This window comes from Enterobacter sp. GD03975 (genome assembly GCF_029838645.1).
GTDB classification, from domain to species: Bacteria; Pseudomonadota; Gammaproteobacteria; order Enterobacterales; family Enterobacteriaceae; genus Enterobacter; species Enterobacter quasihormaechei.
Map to the genome: position 1 here is coordinate 381879 of NZ_JAOBZC010000004.1, position 16071 is coordinate 397949.

14 protein-coding genes are annotated in these 16071 nt (G+C 56.6%); 4 read left to right on the forward strand and 10 right to left on the reverse strand.

The window, feature by feature from the left end; translation table 11 throughout:
- Positions 1 to 20 precede the first annotated feature (20 nt).
- Entirely contained in the window at positions 21 to 1196 is a 1176-nt protein-coding gene (locus tag N5C09_RS10455) for an efflux RND transporter periplasmic adaptor subunit (protein ID WP_063868025.1), read from the reverse strand.
- Positions 1197 to 1531: 335 nt separating this feature from the next.
- Here N5C09_RS10455 and N5C09_RS10460 point away from each other — a divergent pair, with 335 nt between their 5' ends.
- A complete protein-coding gene (locus N5C09_RS10460; RefSeq protein WP_107533486.1) occupies positions 1532 to 1885 on the forward strand; it encodes a helix-turn-helix domain-containing protein in 354 nt (117 codons plus the stop codon).
- 92 nt (positions 1886 to 1977) lie between these two features.
- Here the strand turns inward: N5C09_RS10460 and guaA are convergent, their stop codons facing one another.
- Positions 1978 to 3555 (reverse strand): glutamine-hydrolyzing GMP synthase, encoded by a 1578-nt coding sequence (gene guaA / locus N5C09_RS10465; protein WP_063450503.1) that lies wholly within the window; start codon positions 3553 to 3555, stop codon positions 1978 to 1980.
- Between the two features lie 67 nt (positions 3556 to 3622).
- Positions 3623 to 5089 (reverse strand): IMP dehydrogenase, encoded by a 1467-nt coding sequence (guaB, locus tag N5C09_RS10470; protein WP_039270203.1) that lies wholly within the window; start codon positions 5087 to 5089, stop codon positions 3623 to 3625.
- Between the two features lie 159 nt (positions 5090 to 5248).
- Between guaB and xseA the strand changes: the two genes are divergently transcribed.
- The 3 genes from xseA to N5C09_RS10485 are packed head-to-tail and all read left to right on the forward strand — an operon-like array spanning position 5249 to position 8050.
- Positions 5249 to 6622 carry an exodeoxyribonuclease VII large subunit gene (gene xseA, locus N5C09_RS10475; RefSeq protein ID WP_279748994.1) on the forward strand — a complete coding sequence of 458 codons (1374 nt, stop codon included), beginning with the start codon at positions 5249 to 5251 and terminating at the stop codon, positions 6620 to 6622.
- A gap of 58 nt (positions 6623 to 6680) precedes the next feature.
- Positions 6681 to 7700: a M4 family metallopeptidase gene (locus N5C09_RS10480; RefSeq protein ID WP_032623783.1), complete on the forward strand. Its 1020-nt coding sequence runs from the start codon at positions 6681 to 6683 to the stop codon at positions 7698 to 7700.
- Positions 7700 to 8050, forward strand: coding sequence for a protealysin inhibitor emfourin (locus tag N5C09_RS10485; protein WP_063450506.1), 351 nt, complete (start codon positions 7700 to 7702; stop codon positions 8048 to 8050). The genes N5C09_RS10480 and N5C09_RS10485 overlap by 1 nt, the downstream gene beginning before the upstream one ends.
- Here N5C09_RS10485 and N5C09_RS10490 read toward each other — a convergent pair.
- The 7 genes from N5C09_RS10490 to ispG all read right to left on the reverse strand — a co-directional run bounded on the left by N5C09_RS10490 (position 8047) and on the right by ispG (position 16052).
- Entirely contained in the window at positions 8047 to 8268 is a 222-nt protein-coding gene (locus tag N5C09_RS10490) for a zinc ribbon domain-containing protein (RefSeq protein ID WP_193033517.1), read from the reverse strand. The genes N5C09_RS10485 and N5C09_RS10490 overlap by 4 nt on opposite strands.
- Before the next feature lie 58 nt (positions 8269 to 8326).
- Positions 8327 to 9868 (reverse strand): peptide MFS transporter, encoded by a 1542-nt coding sequence (locus N5C09_RS10495; protein WP_107533509.1) that lies wholly within the window; start codon positions 9866 to 9868, stop codon positions 8327 to 8329.
- A gap of 301 nt (positions 9869 to 10169) precedes the next feature.
- Positions 10170 to 11642, reverse strand: a complete 1473-nt coding sequence (gene der / locus N5C09_RS10500; RefSeq protein ID WP_022648998.1) for a ribosome biogenesis GTPase Der — start codon at positions 11640 to 11642, stop codon at positions 10170 to 10172.
- A 112-nt stretch (positions 11643 to 11754) separates the two neighbouring features.
- Entirely contained in the window at positions 11755 to 12933 is a 1179-nt protein-coding gene (gene bamB, locus N5C09_RS10505; protein WP_204642941.1) for an outer membrane protein assembly factor BamB, read from the reverse strand.
- A 10-nt stretch (positions 12934 to 12943) separates the two neighbouring features.
- Positions 12944 to 13564 (reverse strand): YfgM family protein, encoded by a 621-nt coding sequence (locus tag N5C09_RS10510; RefSeq protein WP_063450510.1) that lies wholly within the window; start codon positions 13562 to 13564, stop codon positions 12944 to 12946.
- A 13-nt stretch (positions 13565 to 13577) separates the two neighbouring features.
- Entirely contained in the window at positions 13578 to 14852 is a 1275-nt protein-coding gene (hisS, locus tag N5C09_RS10515) for a histidine--tRNA ligase (RefSeq protein ID WP_193033513.1), read from the reverse strand.
- An 81-nt stretch (positions 14853 to 14933) separates the two neighbouring features.
- On the reverse strand, positions 14934 to 16052 hold the full coding sequence (ispG, locus tag N5C09_RS10520; RefSeq protein ID WP_003860619.1) for a flavodoxin-dependent (E)-4-hydroxy-3-methylbut-2-enyl-diphosphate synthase: 1119 nt from the start codon (positions 16050 to 16052) through the stop codon (positions 14934 to 14936).
- Positions 16053 to 16071 lie beyond the last annotated feature (19 nt).

The following is a 16071-nucleotide window of genomic DNA, read 5'->3' on the forward strand; positions in this document are numbered from 1 at the left end:
TTGGATTCTCAGATAAGGGATCAGTTAAGGGCGGTGCTGGCGGTCATGGAAACGGTTTTCGCGTTAACCGGCATACCCGGCATAAACACTTTTTGTAAACCATCGACGATGACTTTATCCCCAGGATTCAGTCCCTGCTGTACGATGCGTAAACCGTCGGCCAGACGCCCGGGCGTGATATCGCGACGCTGCGCTTTTCCCTCTTTATCAACGACATAAACATATTTACGATCCTGATCGGTCAGCACCGCTTTATCGTCAACAAGCGTGGCTTTAAATTCCGCGCTGCCCGGCAGGCGCACGCGGGCAAAAAGACCCGGCGTGAACTGACGCTGCGCGTTATCTAACAGGGCGCGCATGCGGATCGTTCCGGTACTCGGCGTGAGCTGATTATCAAGAAAATCCACTTTGCCCTGATGGGGATAACCCTCCTCACCGGTCAGGCCGATCTCCACCGGCAGCGCCGTATGATGACTGGACGCCCCCTGCCCGCTGCGGGCAAGGTTCTGATAGTGCAGGTAGGTTGACTCGTCCACGTCGAAGTAGACGTAAACCGTCTTCTGCGAGACCAGGGTGGTGAGCACGCTGGCGCTGTCGCCGGCGGTGACCAGATTACCGCTGGTGATCAGTGCACGGCTGGCGCGGCCATCAATGGGCGCGGTCACTTTGGTGAAGTCCAGGTTAAGCTGCGCGGCATCAACCGCCGCCTGCGCTGCGCGAATGTCGGCCTGCGCCTGGGTGGCGGCCGAACGACGCTGCTCCCACTCTTCACGGGAAACCACGTTAGTGTTGACCAGTTTATCGGTCCGGTTAGCCTCGCTTCGCGCCAGGCTGGCCTGCGTTTTGGCTCTCGCCAGCGCCGCCTGCGCCTGTTCCAGCGCGGCGCGATAGGTTCGGTCGTCAATCGTGAACAGCACCTCGCCCTTTTTCACCTCCTGGCCGTCGGTGTAATTCACTTTATCAATGTAGCCGGAGACGCGCGGGCGCAGCTGGACGCTTTCCACCGCTTCAATGCGACCGTTAAAGCTGTCCCACTGGCTAATGGATTTCACAACCACGTCAGCGGCGCTGACGGCGGGCGCCTGCGGCGCAGCATTTTGCGCGACGCTGTCATCGCACCCGACCAGCAGCGCGGAGAGTAATATCACCCCCATCGCGCTCAGATGAAAGTTACCCCAGGTTTTTTGCAGGCTCATTATTTTTATTCCGGTTATTGTAGCCGCCGGGCAAGACGCAGCGGGAGGCGCCGCGCCACTTCCTTTGTCCGGGCTGGCTGAAGGCCATTAGTGTCGTTCATCGCCACAAAACTGTAACAGTTGCGAATACACTATCGCGGCGATTGTAGGAAGGCGCTTAATTAAGTGCAAGAATAATTGTTGCACTTTATGTGCTATTTGCGGTGAAGGTGAATAACCTGTTTTTAGAAGGGATTTAAATGTAACAATAATACTTGCAATTAATGCAAAAACGGGCCACCTTTAAATGCAACAAACAAAGATGCTTTTTGATGCGTGGCGTAGGGGGAAGCAAGATGAACACGGGTGCATTCATTCACGATTTACTCGACTGGATCGACAACAACCTTGATAGCCGTCTGGACATTGAAACCGTCTCCAGGCGAGCCGGGTATTCGAAATGGCATCTCCAGCGGATCTTTAAAGAACATACCGGCTCCCCTCTCGCCGAATATATTCGCGCACAAAAGCTGCAAAAATCGGTTGAGCGCCTGGCCCACAGCGATGAACCGATTCTGAACGTGGCGATCGCGCTGGGCTTTGACTCGCAGCAGTCCTTCAACCGCAGCTTTAAACGTCAGTACGGTCAGGCGCCAGGCGCATGGCGGCGCAGTATCGGCTGCCGTGGATCGCGGCAGATGAGCCAGTAGTTCACGTTCCGGTCAGGCAAAAAAAACCCTCTGTTTAACAGAGGGTTTTAATACTTCTGCCTGTTTATGAGAAAACAGGTTGGGTTACTGGCTTATTCCCACTCAATCGTCGCCGGTGGCTTACCGCTGATGTCATACACCACGCGGGAAATGCCGTTAACTTCGTTGATGATGCGGTTAGACACACGGCCTAAGAAGTCATACGGCAGATGCGCCCAGTGCGCGGTCATGAAGTCGATGGTTTCCACCGCACGCAGGGAGACAACCCAGTCGTACTTACGGCCATCGCCCATCACGCCGACGGAGCGAACCGGCAGGAACACGGTGAACGCCTGGCTGACCTTGTTGTACAGGTCAGCTTTGTGCAGCTCTTCGATGAAGATCGCGTCCGCGCGACGCAGCAGGTCGCAGTACTCTTTCTTCACTTCACCCAGCACGCGCACGCCGAGGCCCGGACCCGGGAACGGGTGACGGTAGAGCATGTCGTACGGCAGACCCAGCTCCAGGCCGATCTTACGCACTTCATCTTTGAACAGCTCGCGCAGCGGTTCAACCAGGCCCATCTTCATCTCTTTCGGCAGGCCGCCCACGTTGTGGTGAGATTTGATGACGTGCGCTTTACCGGTTGCGGAGGCCGCAGACTCGATCACGTCAGGGTAGATAGTGCCCTGCGCCAGCCACTTCACGTCTTCCAGCTTCAGCGCTTCTTCGTCGAACACTTCCACGAACACGCGGCCAATGATTTTACGTTTCGCTTCCGGATCGTTCTCGCCGGCCAGCGCGTCGAGGAAGCGCTGTTCGCCTTCCACGTGAACGATGTTCAGACCGAAGTGGTCGCCAAACATGTCCATTACCTGCTGGGCTTCGTTCAGGCGCAGCAGGCCGTTGTCCACGAAGACGCAGGTCAGGTTTTTACCGATCGCGCGGTGCAGCAGCATCGCGGTGACGGAGGAGTCCACGCCGCCGGAGAGGCCGAGGATCACTTTGTCATCGCCAACCTGCTGGCGGATACGCTCCACGGCGTCGTCGATGATTTTTGCCGGGGTCCACAGGGCTTCACACTGGCAGATGTCACGCACGAAGCGCTCCAGCATGCGCATACCCTGACGGGTGTGGGTCACTTCCGGGTGGAACTGCACGCCGTAGAAGCGCTTTTCTTCGTTCGCCATGATGGCGAACGGGCAGCTTTCGGTGCTGGCAACGGTCACGAAGTCGGACGGGATGGCGGTAACCTTGTCGCCGTGGCTCATCCACACGTCCAGCAGCGGCTTGCCGTCTGCGGTCAGGGAGTCTTCGATACCACGCACCAGCGCGCTGTCGGTGACCACTTCAACCTGCGCGTAGCCGAACTCACGCTCGTTAGAGCCTTCTACGTGGCCGCCCAGCTGCATCGCCATGGTCTGCATGCCGTAGCAAACGCCGAACACCGGTACGCCCGCTTCGAACACGTATTGTGGTGCGCGCGGGCTGTTCTCTTCGGTGGTGCTTTCCGGACCGCCGGAGAGGATGATGCCGCTTGGATTGAACTCGCGAATCTGTGCTTCCGTGACATCCCACGCCCACAGCTCACAGTAAACGCCCAGCTCACGCACGCGGCGCGCCACCAGCTGAGTGTACTGAGAACCGAAGTCCAGGATGAGAATGCGATGTTTATGAATGTTTTCCGTCATTGACGCTAATTCCGAGGCAAGTGAAACAAAACAAAGCGCCCGGCATTGAGCCGGGCGCGGAAATTTATCAGGAGCCCAGACGGTAGTTCGGGGACTCTTTGGTGATCGTCACGTCGTGAACGTGGCTCTCCTGAATACCCGCACCGCTGATGCGTACGAATTCCGCTTTGGTACGCAGCAGGTCGATGGTACCACAGCCGGTCAGACCCATACAGGAGCGCAGGCCGCCCATCTGCTGGTGAATGATCTCTTTCAGGCGGCCTTTATAGGCCACGCGACCTTCGATACCTTCCGGCACCAGTTTGTCTGCGGCGTTATCGGTCTGGAAGTAACGGTCGGAGGAACCTTTGGACATCGCACCGAGGGAGCCCATACCGCGATAGGATTTATAAGAACGGCCCTGGTAGAGTTCGATTTCACCCGGGGATTCTTCAGTACCGGCCAGCATAGAGCCCACCATCACGGCGGCTGCACCTGCGGCGATCGCTTTGGCGATGTCGCCAGAGAAGCGAATACCGCCGTCAGCGATAACCGGGATACCGGTCCCTTCCAGCGCTTCAACCGCGTCAGAAACCGCGGTGATCTGCGGAACGCCTACGCCGGTAACGATACGGGTGGTACAGATGGAGCCAGGGCCAATACCCACTTTCACCGCGCTGCAACCCGCTTCCGCCAGTGCGCGAGCGCCTGCGCCCGTTGCCACGTTACCGCCGATGATCTGGAGATCCGGGTATTTAGCACGGGTTTCACGGATACGTTGCAGAACGCCTTCGGAGTGGCCGTGGGAGGAGTCAATCAGCAGCACGTCAACGCCCGCAGCAACCAGCGCGTCAACGCGCTCTTCGTTACCTGCACCCGCGCCAACCGCAGCACCGACGCGCAGACGGCCATGCTCGTCTTTACAGGCGTTCGGTTTACGTTCTGCTTTCTGGAAATCTTTAACGGTGATCATGCCGCGCAGATGGAAGCTCGCATCCACAACCAGCGCTTTCTCAACGCGTTTTTCGTGCATTTTCGCCAGCACGACGTCGCGGGTTTCGCCTTCACGCACGGTCACCAGACGCTCTTTAGGCGTCATGTATACGCTGACAGGCTGGTTCAGGTCAGTGACAAAACGCACGTCACGACCGGTGATGATGCCCACCAGCTCGTTATCTTCGGTCACAACCGGGTAGCCCGCGAAGCCGTTACGCTCGGTCAGCGCTTTCACTTCGTGCAGGGTGGTGGTTGGCAGAACGGTCTGAGGGTCGGACACAATACCGGATTCATGTTTCTTCACGCGGCGAACTTCTTCCGCCTGACGCTCGATAGACATGTTTTTGTGGATAAAGCCAATGCCGCCTTCCTGTGCCAGGGCGATAGCCAGACGCGCTTCCGTCACGGTGTCCATTGCTGCGGAGAGCATAGGAATGTTCAGACGAATGGTTTTCGTCAACTGCGTGCTGAGGTCGGCAGTATTCGGCAGAACGGTGGAATGAGCGGGAACGAGGAGGACGTCGTCAAACGTCAGTGCTTCTTTAGCGATACGTAGCATGGGCAATATCTCTGACCTGGGTGGTTAAATATTGCCGTGGCATTATACAGAGCGTAACCGATTGCATCTACACTTTTTTAAAAAAAATGCTTGCGCTCCCCTCTCAGCAGGTTACTATCGACTGAATAACTTGCTGATTTAGAATTTGATCCCGCTCACATGTTATCCTCTCAATCCCCCTCAATTTATACTGTCAGCCGCCTTAATCAGACGGTGCGTTTGCTGCTTGAGCAGGAAATGGGGCAGGTCTGGATCAGCGGTGAAATCTCTAACTTCACGCAGCCCGCTTCCGGCCACTGGTACTTTACGCTGAAAGACGACACCGCCCAGGTGCGCTGTGCCATGTTCCGCAACAGCAACCGTCGCGTGACGTTCCGTCCTCAGCACGGCCAGCAGGTTCTGGTGCGCGCCAATATTACCCTCTATGAGCCGCGCGGCGATTATCAGATTATCGTCGAAAGCATGCAGCCCGCCGGTGAAGGCTTGCTGCAACAGAAGTACGAGCAGCTTAAAGCCATGCTTTCGGCTGAGGGGTTGTTTGACCAGCAGTTTAAAAAGCCCCTGCCCTCACCTGCCCACTGCGTGGGGGTTATCACCTCGAAAACCGGTGCGGCCCTGCACGATATTTTGCACGTGCTGAAGCGTCGTGACCCTTCCCTGCCCGTCATTATCTACCCGACTGCCGTTCAGGGTGACGATGCGCCGGGGCAGATCGTACGCGCCATTGAGCTGGCGAATGCGCGTCAGGAGTGTGATGTCCTGATCGTCGGGCGCGGCGGCGGCTCGCTGGAAGACCTGTGGAGCTTTAACGACGAGCGCGTGGCGCGGGCAATCTTTGCCAGCCTTATTCCTGTCGTGAGCGCCGTCGGTCACGAAACGGACGTGACGATTGCGGATTTTGTCGCGGATTTACGCGCGCCCACGCCGTCTGCGGCGGCAGAGGTGGTCAGCCGTAACCAGCAGGAGCTATTGCGTCAGATCCAGAACGGGCAGCAGCGCCTGGAGATGGCGATGGACTATTTCCTCGCTAACCGCACCCGCCGCTTTACCCAGCTTCACCATCGTCTGCAACAGCAGCATCCGCAGTTACGTCTGGCGCGCCAGCAAACCGTGCTGGAGCGTCTGCGCCAACGCATGAACTTCGCGATAGATACCCAGCTTAAGCGCGCGGTATCCCGTCAGCAGCGCGTCACGCAGCGTCTGAATCAGCAAAACCCGCAGCCGACCATCTACCGTGCGCAAACGCGGATCCAGCAGATCGAGTATCGCCTTGCGGAAAATATTCGTTCACGCCTGAGCACCACCCGCGAGCGTTTTGGCAATGCGGTCACCCATCTGGAAGCCGTCAGCCCGCTCTCCACGCTGGCGCGCGGCTACAGCGTGACCACCGCGACGGACGGCAAAGTGCTGAAACAAACGAAACAGGTAAAAGCCGGGGATGTGCTCACCACCCGTCTTTCAGACGGCTGGGTTGAGAGTGAAGTCAAAGAGATCAAACCGGTGAAAAAAACGCGTCAGCGTAAAAGCGGATAAATCTTCGCCGGTTACAAACTATACTGCTGCTATTGCCTTTTTTAATAAGGAGAGCAGCATGCCCCATCTACATAGCGTCATCCCTCCGTATATTCTTCGTCGTATTATCGAAAGCGGGTCAGAGCCCCAACAGCGCTGCGCCCGTCAGACGTTAACCCACGTGCAAACCCTGATGGCGCATATGCCGGGTAAGCCCGCCGCGCCGCACGTCAATAAAGCCGGTCAGCTTGAGCGTGACATCTACGATGCAAAACAGACCCAGGAGCTGCCGGGTACCCAGGTGCGCTATGAAGGCCAGCCGTCCAACGGCGATGTGGCGGTGGATGAAGCGTACGATTATCTGGGCATCACCCATGATTTCTTCTGGAAGGAATATCAGCGCGATTCGCTAGATAACAAAGGGCTGATCCTCACCGGCACCGTGCACTATGGCCGGGAGTATCAAAACGCCTTCTGGAACGGCCAGCAGATGGTCTTTGGCGATGGCGACGGGGAAATCTTCAACCGCTTCACCATTGCCATCGACGTGGTGGCGCATGAGCTGAGCCACGGCGTGACGGAGACCGAGGCCGGACTGATCTACTTTGAACAGTCAGGCGCCCTGAACGAGTCGTTATCCGACGTGTTTGGTTCGCTGGTGAAGCAATACCATCTTAAGCAGACCGCCGATCGGGCAGATTGGCTGATTGGCGAAGGACTGCTGGCGGAAGGCATCAACGGGAAAGGGCTGCGCTCTATGTCTGAACCCGGCACCGCCTATAACGATCCCCTGCTCGGCAAAGATCCGCAGCCCGGGCATATGAAAGATTTCATTAAGACGCGCGAGGATAACGGCGGTGTACATCTCAACTCCGGCATCCCCAACCGGGCGTTTTACCTGGCCGCGACGGCGATCGGCGGTTACGCCTGGGAAAAAGCTGGTTATGCCTGGTACGACACGGTGTGCGATCGCAATCTGGCGCAGGATGCCGATTTTGACGCTTTCGCAAAACTGACGATCGCCCACGGTGAGAAGCGCTCCGGTAGTGACGTTGGGGCGGCAATTAAACAAGCCTGGGAACAGGTGGGAGTACTGTAATGCAGGTACCGGAACTGACGGATGACGCCGTGGTCGAGCTGGCCCGGGAAGGCGGCGTCGCCTTTATTCCTAAGCTGAGCGGTCAGCGCACTATCGCCCTCTCCACCCTCAACGAGGCGCAGCGTCAGCGCGTGGTGAATATTCTGGAACAGGCTATCCCGCGCGGGCAGCCGCCGGGACAGGTGTCGTCCCCGGGCAGCGGCGATCAGCGCTATTTTCGCATTCAGATCATATGGACCCGGCACAATCAGGCGCAGTATACCGATATTATCGTGCTGGTTCCGGAGCAGGAAGCGCCGGAATCGCTGATCGAGCTGTGGCAAAAAGGCGAAGGCTGCGTGTGCGATTAAGCCTCGGCCCTGACGAACTCGACGCGTTTTTTTGAGATCAGTCCGTGGCCGTTCTGACAGAAGTAATCCACCGCGCCGCAGGCTTTGAGTACCTGAAGCGGCTGGTGACAGTCAGGGCAGCGCGCTTCGAGGGGAATATCTTTATTGCAGCTGTCGCAGTGCGCGATACCGTTTTGCGGCTCGAGCTCTGCGTGGCAGTCAGGACAGGTAATGGACATGCTCTCTCCCGTTAAGTTGGGCCGGGGCAGGATAACCGCCCCGGCAGTCTGAGAATTATCAGGCTTCAGTAGCCGGTTTAGTCTGCGCATTTTCCAGCATGCGACGTACCGGAACAATGAGGACGATCAGCACCGCAGCGCAAATCAGCAGCGCGATGGAGCAACGGGCAAAGAGGTCCGGCAGCATGTCCAGCTGGTCGGCCTTCACGTGCCCACCAATGAGGCCCGCCGCCAGGTTACCCAGCGCACTGGCGCAGAACCACAGGCCCATCATCTGGCCGCGCATTCTTTCCGGTGCCAGCAGGGTCATGGTTGCCAAGCCGATTGGACTCAGGCACAGTTCCCCGAGCGTCAGCATCAGGATACTGCCCACCAGCCAGAACGGCGATACGCCTGCCCCACCGTTGCTCAGCACGTTCTGTGCCGCCAGCATCATCAGCCCAAAGCCCCCTGCCGCACACAAAATACCAATGACGAACTTGGTGATGCTGCTCGGGCGAATATTATTGCTCGCCAGCTTTGGCCATGCCCAGCTAAATACCGGGGCCAGCAGAATGATGAACAGGGCATTAATCGACTGGAACCATACCGCCGGGATTTCAAAATCACCAATCATGCGGTTAGTGTAGTCGTTGGCGAACAGGTTGAAGGAGGTTGGCTTCTGCTCGAACGCGGACCAGAAGAACGCGGCGGAGACCAGCAGAATAAAGCACACCAGCAGCCTGGCGCGCTCTTTGCGGTTCAGACCGGCGAAGATGAACAGGTAGATAAAGTAGAGCGCAACGGAAGCGGCGATCACATACACCAGCACGCTGGCGACCGCGACCGGATTGATCACAATCACGCCCTGGGCAATCAACGTAACGATGATTGCAACACCCACCGCCAGCGCCAGCAGCCAGGCACCTACGCCGTTACGTTTCACCACAGGGCTGTTCCAGGTGGAGTCCAGACCCACTTCAGCGTCATAGCGCTTCATGGCCGGAACGGCAAACACGCGGAAGATGATCAGCGCCACCAGCATCCCGATACCGCCTATACCAAAGCCCCAGTGCCAGCCGTGCGTTTTGATCAGCCAGCCGGAAATCAGCGGGGCAATGAACGAGCCCATGTTGATACCCATATAGAACAGCGAGAAACCGCCGTCACGACGCGCATCGCCCTTTTTGTACAGGGTACCGACCATGACCGAGATACAGGTCTTAAACAGGCCGGAGCCGAGCACGATGAACATCAGGCCGATGAAGAACAGGTTGTCGCCCATGATGGCCGACAGCGCGATCGACAGGTGACCAAGCGCAATCAGAATCGAACCGTACCAGACGGCACGCTGCTGGCCGAGCCAGTTATCCGCCAGCCAGCCGCCCGGCAGCGCGGCCAGGTACATGGTTCCGGCAAAGATACCGACAATCGCCGAGGCGTTTTCGCGCGCCAGGCCCATCCCGCCGTCATAGACGGTGGCGGCCATAAACAGGATCAGCAGCGGGCGAATACCGTAAAACGAGAAACGCTCCCACATCTCGGTGAAGAACAGCGAACCGAGCGGATAAGGATGGCCGAAGAAGGTTCGGCTCTCTTTTTGATTAACAGAGGATTGCATAATTCTCCCGAAAAGGTATGTGTCGTGCTTGTAAACACCAGCATGTACGCCGAACGGTTACGTATCCGATCGATTTTTTACATGCGGCGAAAAGTTGGTTAACCATTTGATAACCAGGCGCTAGTTTTGTCTAGTACCGAACCCTGGACTTTAAGACGAAAATTCGACGATTGTCTACTTTCTTAGATATAAACATGGTTAAAAGTGAATAGTGATTGACATCACAGAGACTTAATAATGGCCTGCCGCCAGGCATAAAAAAACCCGCGACAGGCGCGGGTTTCAGTGGGAAGAGCAAGGCTTATTTGCTTTTCTTAATGTGCTTAATCAAACGCTTACGCTTACGCATCTGGTTCGGCGTCAGGGTGTTGCGTTTATTCGCAAACGGGTTTTCCCCTTCCTTAAACTGAATACGGATAGGCGTACCCATTACATCCAGCGACTTGCGGAAGTAGTTCATCAGGTAGCGCTTGTAGGAATCCGGCAGATCTTTCACCTGGTTGCCGTGGATCACCACGATAGGCGGGTTATAGCCACCGGCGTGGGCATATTTCAGCTTCACGCGACGACCGCGCACCAGCGGCGGCTGATGATCTTCCGCAGCCATATTCATAATACGGGTCAGCATCGCCGTGCTCTGGCGGCGGGTAGAGCTGTCGTAGGCTTCACGAACGGATTCGAACAGGTTACCAACGCCGCTGCCGTGCAGGGCAGAGATAAAGTGTACGCGGGCAAAGTCGATAAAGCCCAGACGGAAGTCCAGCGTCTCTTTCACCTGTTCACGCACCTCGTTGCTCAGGCCGTCCCACTTGTTGACGACGATAACCAGTGAGCGCCCACTATTGAGGATAAAGCCGAGCAGAGAGAGATCCTGATCGGAGATACCTTCACGTGCGTCAATCACCAGCAGCACTACGTTCGCGTCTTCAATCGCCTGAAGGGTTTTGATCACAGAGAATTTTTCCACCACATCGGTGATTTTCCCGCGCTTACGCACGCCAGCGGTGTCGATAAGGACATACTCACGTTCATCGCGCTGCATTGGAATATAAATGCTGTCACGCGTTGTGCCCGGCATGTCGTAAACCACCACGCGTTCTTCACCCAGAATACGGTTAGTAAGCGTAGACTTACCTACGTTAGGGCGACCAACGATAGCCAGCTTAATAGGCAGATCCTGCGGGTTGAAGTCGTCTTCCGGCTCTTCCTCGCCTTCTTCTCCGGCTTCAAACTGCGCCCAGTATTCGGCGTCTTCATCCACCTCTTCCGGCGGGTTCACTTCATCCACCCACGGCAGCAGAACGGTTTCCAGCAGGCTGGTCACGCCGCGGCCATGCGAAGCCGCGATAGGATAAATATCGCCCAGGCCTAAAGACCAGAAATCTGCAACGGCCTGATCGGCGTCGATACCGTCAGTTTTGTTCGCCACCAGGAAGGTTGGCTTTTCGCGTGAACGCAGATGTTTGGCAATAGCAGAGTCCGCAGGCATCAGGCCAGCGCGCGCATCCACCATAAACAGAACCACGTCCGCTTCTTCGATAGCCAGCAGAGACTGCTCTGCCATGCGGGTTTCTACGCCGTCTTCCGTACCGTCAATACCCCCGGTATCGATACAGATGAACTCGCGTCCTTCCACCTCTGCACGACCGTACTTACGGTCACGCGTCAGCCCCGGGAAATCCGCAACCAGCGCATCACGGGTGCGTGTTAAACGGTTAAAAAGAGTGGATTTTCCAACGTTAGGGCGCCCGACAAGCGCGACCACAGGTACCATGTTTGAAGCCTCATAAAATTCAAAATAACGTCGCTTTCGCGGCGTTTTTAAAAATGTCAAAACGGCTCCTGAGTGAACAGGAGCCGTTTAGTATACTACAACCGCCGTGTAATTAACGCGTGATCGCGTACAGCGTGCCGTCTTTTGCCTGAATCAGCAGTTTGCCGTCAGCCACAACCGGGTCGGTCAGGAAGCCTGAACCGTCCACTTTCTGCTGCGCGACGAAGCGGCCATTCTCTGGATCGATCCAGTGCATATAGCCTTCGCTGTCGCCCACCACCAGGCTACCGTTATACAGTGCCGGTGCGGTCAGCAGACGGTGCAGCAGATCGCTCTGCGTCCACAGCGTCACGCCACCTTCGGTGCTCAGCGCCAGCAGACGGTCGTTCTGATCCACCATATAAATACGGTTGCCGTCGACGATGAAATCGTTCACGGAACCCAGCTCACGTTTCCACATGATCTGGCCGCTACGCAGGTCCAGCGCCGTCAGGTTGCCGTTATACGCCAGCGCGTAAACCACACCGTCAACGATAACTGGCGTCGTGTCCACGTCGCTCAGACGGTCGATTTCAGTTGAACCGGTCGCCTGAGAAATTCGCTGCTGCCAGATCATCTGACCCTGCTGCATCAGTACCGCACTGACGCGGCCGTTGTCACCGCCCACAATAGCGGCGCCAAAGGCGGTCGCCGGAGCAGATTCACCGCGCAGAGACAGCGCTGGCATATCCAGGTTTACGGTCCATTTTACCAGACCGTCGGCTTCGTTCAGCGCCTGAAGCTGGCCGTTGCTGGTATGGATCAGCACCAGCCCGTCGCTCACGACCGGACGAGACAAGGATTCACCGGCAACGGCGGTCTGCCATGCAACAGAACCGTCGCTGGCATTCAGCGCGTAAACCTGCGCTTTTTCGCTGCCCACGTACACATGACCACCGGCAACGGTCAGGCCGCCAGAAAGCAGTGCAGGCTTACGGGAGAACCAGCCGTCTTTTTCCGCCAGGTTAATGGACCACACTTCTTTTCCGTCATCCGCGTTCAGCGCTTTGACGGTGCCTTTGCGATCGGCTGCATAGACCACGCCGTCAGCAAACGCCGGGTGCAGGTTGGAATAAAAATCGCCAATACCATCACCCACGGAGGTATCCCAGGCGGTGGCTGGCGTGAACTGGTTTTCAACCGTCGGCAGCGGGGACATTTTGACAACGTCTTCTTCGCCACTGAACAGTGAACAACCGCTCAATAACGTAACAGAAAGCAGTCCTGGCAGAAGTAATTTACGCAATTGCATTGGGTCCCTCTCAGACGGACAAATTATTTATTTTCATCTGCATCATTTCGCTCAGCGCAGGTGAAGCTTTGCTATCCACGCCAGCTTGCCACGCTTTGCGCGCGCCCGCTTTGTCACCTTTGCTCAGCAGTGCTTCACCGCGGAGATCGGCAACGATGGCGGCAAAGCCTTCGCCTTTGATGGTATCAAGCGTTTTCAGCGCGTCGTCAGCTTTTTTCTGCTGAACCTGAATACGTGCCAGGCGCAGATTAATTACCGCTTTCAGATTTTCGTCACTGGCAGCAGCAAGCCCCTGGGACAGCTGCGCAGCGGCTTTGTCCAGTTCGTTTTTATCAACATACTGCTGAGCCACTTCCAGCGCAGCCAGTGCGCCGTAGGTGTTTTTGTTATCAGCGGCAAATTTTTCCGCGGCCGCCAGGGTTTGCGGCCGATCGGCACTGATTGCGCTAACGGTATTTTCGTAGTTCAGGGACGAACCGCGAGCAGAGTCAGCCTGATGATTGTTCCAGTAACGCCAGCCTACCAGCGCACCTACACCTAAAATAACCCCAACAACCAATGCCTTGCCGTTTTCGGCAAAGAAGCGTTTAACCGCATCCACCTGGTCGTGTTCGTTCTCGTAAATTTCCACGCAGTCCTTCTCCTTAGCCTAATAGAGTGCGCAAGTGTGCCGCAACGCCGTCCTGCGTTACCGTAGTTTGCTCACCAGAGCGCAGGTCTTTCACTACCACTTCGCCGTTGGCCACTTCGGACTCACCCAGCACCAGTGCGATACTTGCGCCCCACTTATCGGCACGAGCAAACTGTTTTTTAAAGTTGCCGCCGCCGTGGTTGGTCATCAGCTTAACGTCCGGCAGCGCATCGCGCACGCGTTCGGCAAGCTGCATTGCCGCAGACTGCGTATCCGCACCTGAGGCCACCAGGTATATATCGACAACAGGATCGGCTTTAAATTCCGGATTAACTGCCTGAACCAGCAAAACAAGTCGCTCAAGGCCCATCGCGAAGCCAACTGCCGGTGCTGCACGGCCACCCAGTTGCTCAACCAGACCGTCATAACGACCGCCGGCACACACGGTGCCCTGCGAACCGAGGCTGGAGGTGACCCACTCAAACACGGTGCGGTTGTAGTAGTCCAGACCGCGAACCAGACGCTGGTTAACGGTATAGGCAATGCCCGCCGCTTCAAGCAGCTTGCACAGGCCGGCAAAGTGTTCGCGGGATTCTTCGTCCAGGTAGTCACCCAGTGCAGGCGCATCGTTCAGCAGCGCCTGTACGTCAGGATTTTTGGAATCGAGTACGCGCAGCGGGTTGCTGTACATACGACGCTTACAATCGTCGTCCAGCTTCTCTTTATGCTGTTCCAGGAATGCCACCAGCGCATCGCGATAGTTCGCACGCGCTTCCAGAGAACCGATTGAGTTCAGCTCCAGTGAAACGTGCTCAGAAATACCGAGCGCACGCCACCAGCGGGCTGTCAGCATAATCAGTTCAGCGTCGATATCTGGGCCTTGCAGGCCAAACACTTCCACGCCAAGCTGGTTGAACTGACGATAGCGGCCTTTCTGCGGACGTTCGTGGCGGAACATCGGGCCGATATACCACAGGCGCTGCTCCTGATTGTACAGGAGACCATGTTCGATGCCGGCGCGTACGCAACCCGCCGTCCCCTCAGGACGCAGGGTCAGGCTGTCGCCGTTGCGGTCCTCAAAGGTATACATCTCTTTTTCAACCACGTCGGTCACTTCACCGATCGCGCGTTTGAATAACGGGGTCTGCTCTACAATCGGCAAACGAATTTCGCTGTAACCGTAGCTGCCGAGCACCTGCTTCAGTGTGCCTTCAATGCGCTGCCAGATGGCGGTTTCGCCAGGCAGATAATCGTTCATGCCGCGGATGGCTTGAATGTTTTTTGCCACGTTTATTCTCTTTCTATATACAAAAAAGAACCCAAAGAATGGGCTCAATCATACATGGGAAGCAGCCTGCTTCCCATCACGTTATTTTTCAACCTGCTGAACGCTGATGCGCTGCGCTTCGTCCATCATCGTCGCTTTTGCGCGAATGCGGGCTTCGAGCTGGTCGATCATGTCACTATTATCCAGACGATCTTTACGAACGCCATCTTCATAGAGACCACTTTTCTTGTTACCGCCGGTCACGCCCAGCGTGGACACCAGCGCTTCACCCGGACCGTTCACCACGCAACCGATGATGGACACGTCCATCGGGGTGATGATGTCTTCCAGACGCTGCTCCAGGGCGTTCACGGTGCCGATCACGTCAAATTCCTGACGTGAACAGGTTGGGCAGGCAATGAAGTTGATCCCACGCGCGCGGATACGCAGTGATTTCAGGATATCAAAACCGACTTTGATCTCTTCCACCGGATCGGCGGCCAGAGAGACGCGTAACGTGTCGCCGATGCCTTCAGAGAGCAGCAGGCCAAGGCCAATCGCCGATTTTACCGAACCGCTGCGCAGGCCGCCTGCCTCGGTGATCCCAAGGTGCAGCGGCTGGTCGATCTGTTTCGCCAGCAGGCGATATGATTCAACGGCCAGGAAAACGTCAGAGGCTTTTACGCTCACCTTGAACTGATCGAAGTTAAGGCGATCCAGATGATCGACGTGACGCATGGCGGATTCGAGCAGCGCCTGCGGCGTTGGCTCGCCATACTTTTCCTGGAGATCTTTTTCCAGAGAGCCGGCGTTCACGCCGATACGGATTGGAATGTTTTTATCGCGGGCGCAGTCAACCACCATGCGAATGCGTTCTTCATTGCCGATGTTGCCTGGGTTAATGCGCAGGCAATCGACACCGTATTCAGCGACTTTCAGCGCGATACGGTAATCGAAGTGAATATCGGCAACCAGCGGCACGCTCACCTGCTGTTTGATCAGTTTGAACGCCTCAGCGGCGTCCATGGTCGGCACAGAGACGCGAACAATGTCCGCGCCTACGCGCTCTAACGCTTTGATTTGATTGACCGTCGCTTCCACGTCCGTGGTGCGCGTATTGGTCATCGACTGGACGGCGATAGGCGCCCCATCGCCGATTGGCACGTTCCCAACGTAAATCCGTTTCGATTTTCTACGTTGAATAGGAGCCTGGTTATGCATGTAAAATCTCCCGCATTGC

Excerpts from the sequence above, each read along its gene's own strand:
- ispG (WP_003860619.1), bottom strand. The coding sequence starts at position 16,052 with ATGCATAACCAGGCTCCTATTCAACGTAGAAAATCGAAACGGATTTAC.
- guaB (WP_039270203.1), bottom strand. The coding sequence starts at position 5,089 with ATGCTACGTATCGCTAAAGAAGCACTGACGTTTGACGACGTCCTCCTC.
- N5C09_RS10490 (WP_193033517.1), bottom strand. The coding sequence starts at position 8,268 with ATGTCCATTACCTGTCCTGACTGCCACGCAGAGCTCGAGCCGCAAAAC.
- guaA (WP_063450503.1), bottom strand. The coding sequence starts at position 3,555 with ATGACGGAAAACATTCATAAACATCGCATTCTCATCCTGGACTTCGGT.
- N5C09_RS10460 (WP_107533486.1), top strand. The coding sequence starts at position 1,532 with ATGAACACGGGTGCATTCATTCACGATTTACTCGACTGGATCGACAAC.
- N5C09_RS10480 (WP_032623783.1), top strand. The coding sequence starts at position 6,681 with ATGCCCCATCTACATAGCGTCATCCCTCCGTATATTCTTCGTCGTATT.
- N5C09_RS10455 (WP_063868025.1), bottom strand. The coding sequence starts at position 1,196 with ATGAGCCTGCAAAAAACCTGGGGTAACTTTCATCTGAGCGCGATGGGG.
- der (WP_022648998.1), bottom strand. The coding sequence starts at position 11,642 with ATGGTACCTGTGGTCGCGCTTGTCGGGCGCCCTAACGTTGGAAAATCC.
- bamB (WP_204642941.1), bottom strand. The coding sequence starts at position 12,933 with ATGCAATTGCGTAAATTACTTCTGCCAGGACTGCTTTCTGTTACGTTA.
- N5C09_RS10495 (WP_107533509.1), bottom strand. The coding sequence starts at position 9,868 with ATGCAATCCTCTGTTAATCAAAAAGAGAGCCGAACCTTCTTCGGCCAT.
- xseA (WP_279748994.1), top strand. The coding sequence starts at position 5,249 with ATGTTATCCTCTCAATCCCCCTCAATTTATACTGTCAGCCGCCTTAAT.
- N5C09_RS10485 (WP_063450506.1), top strand. The coding sequence starts at position 7,700 with ATGCAGGTACCGGAACTGACGGATGACGCCGTGGTCGAGCTGGCCCGG.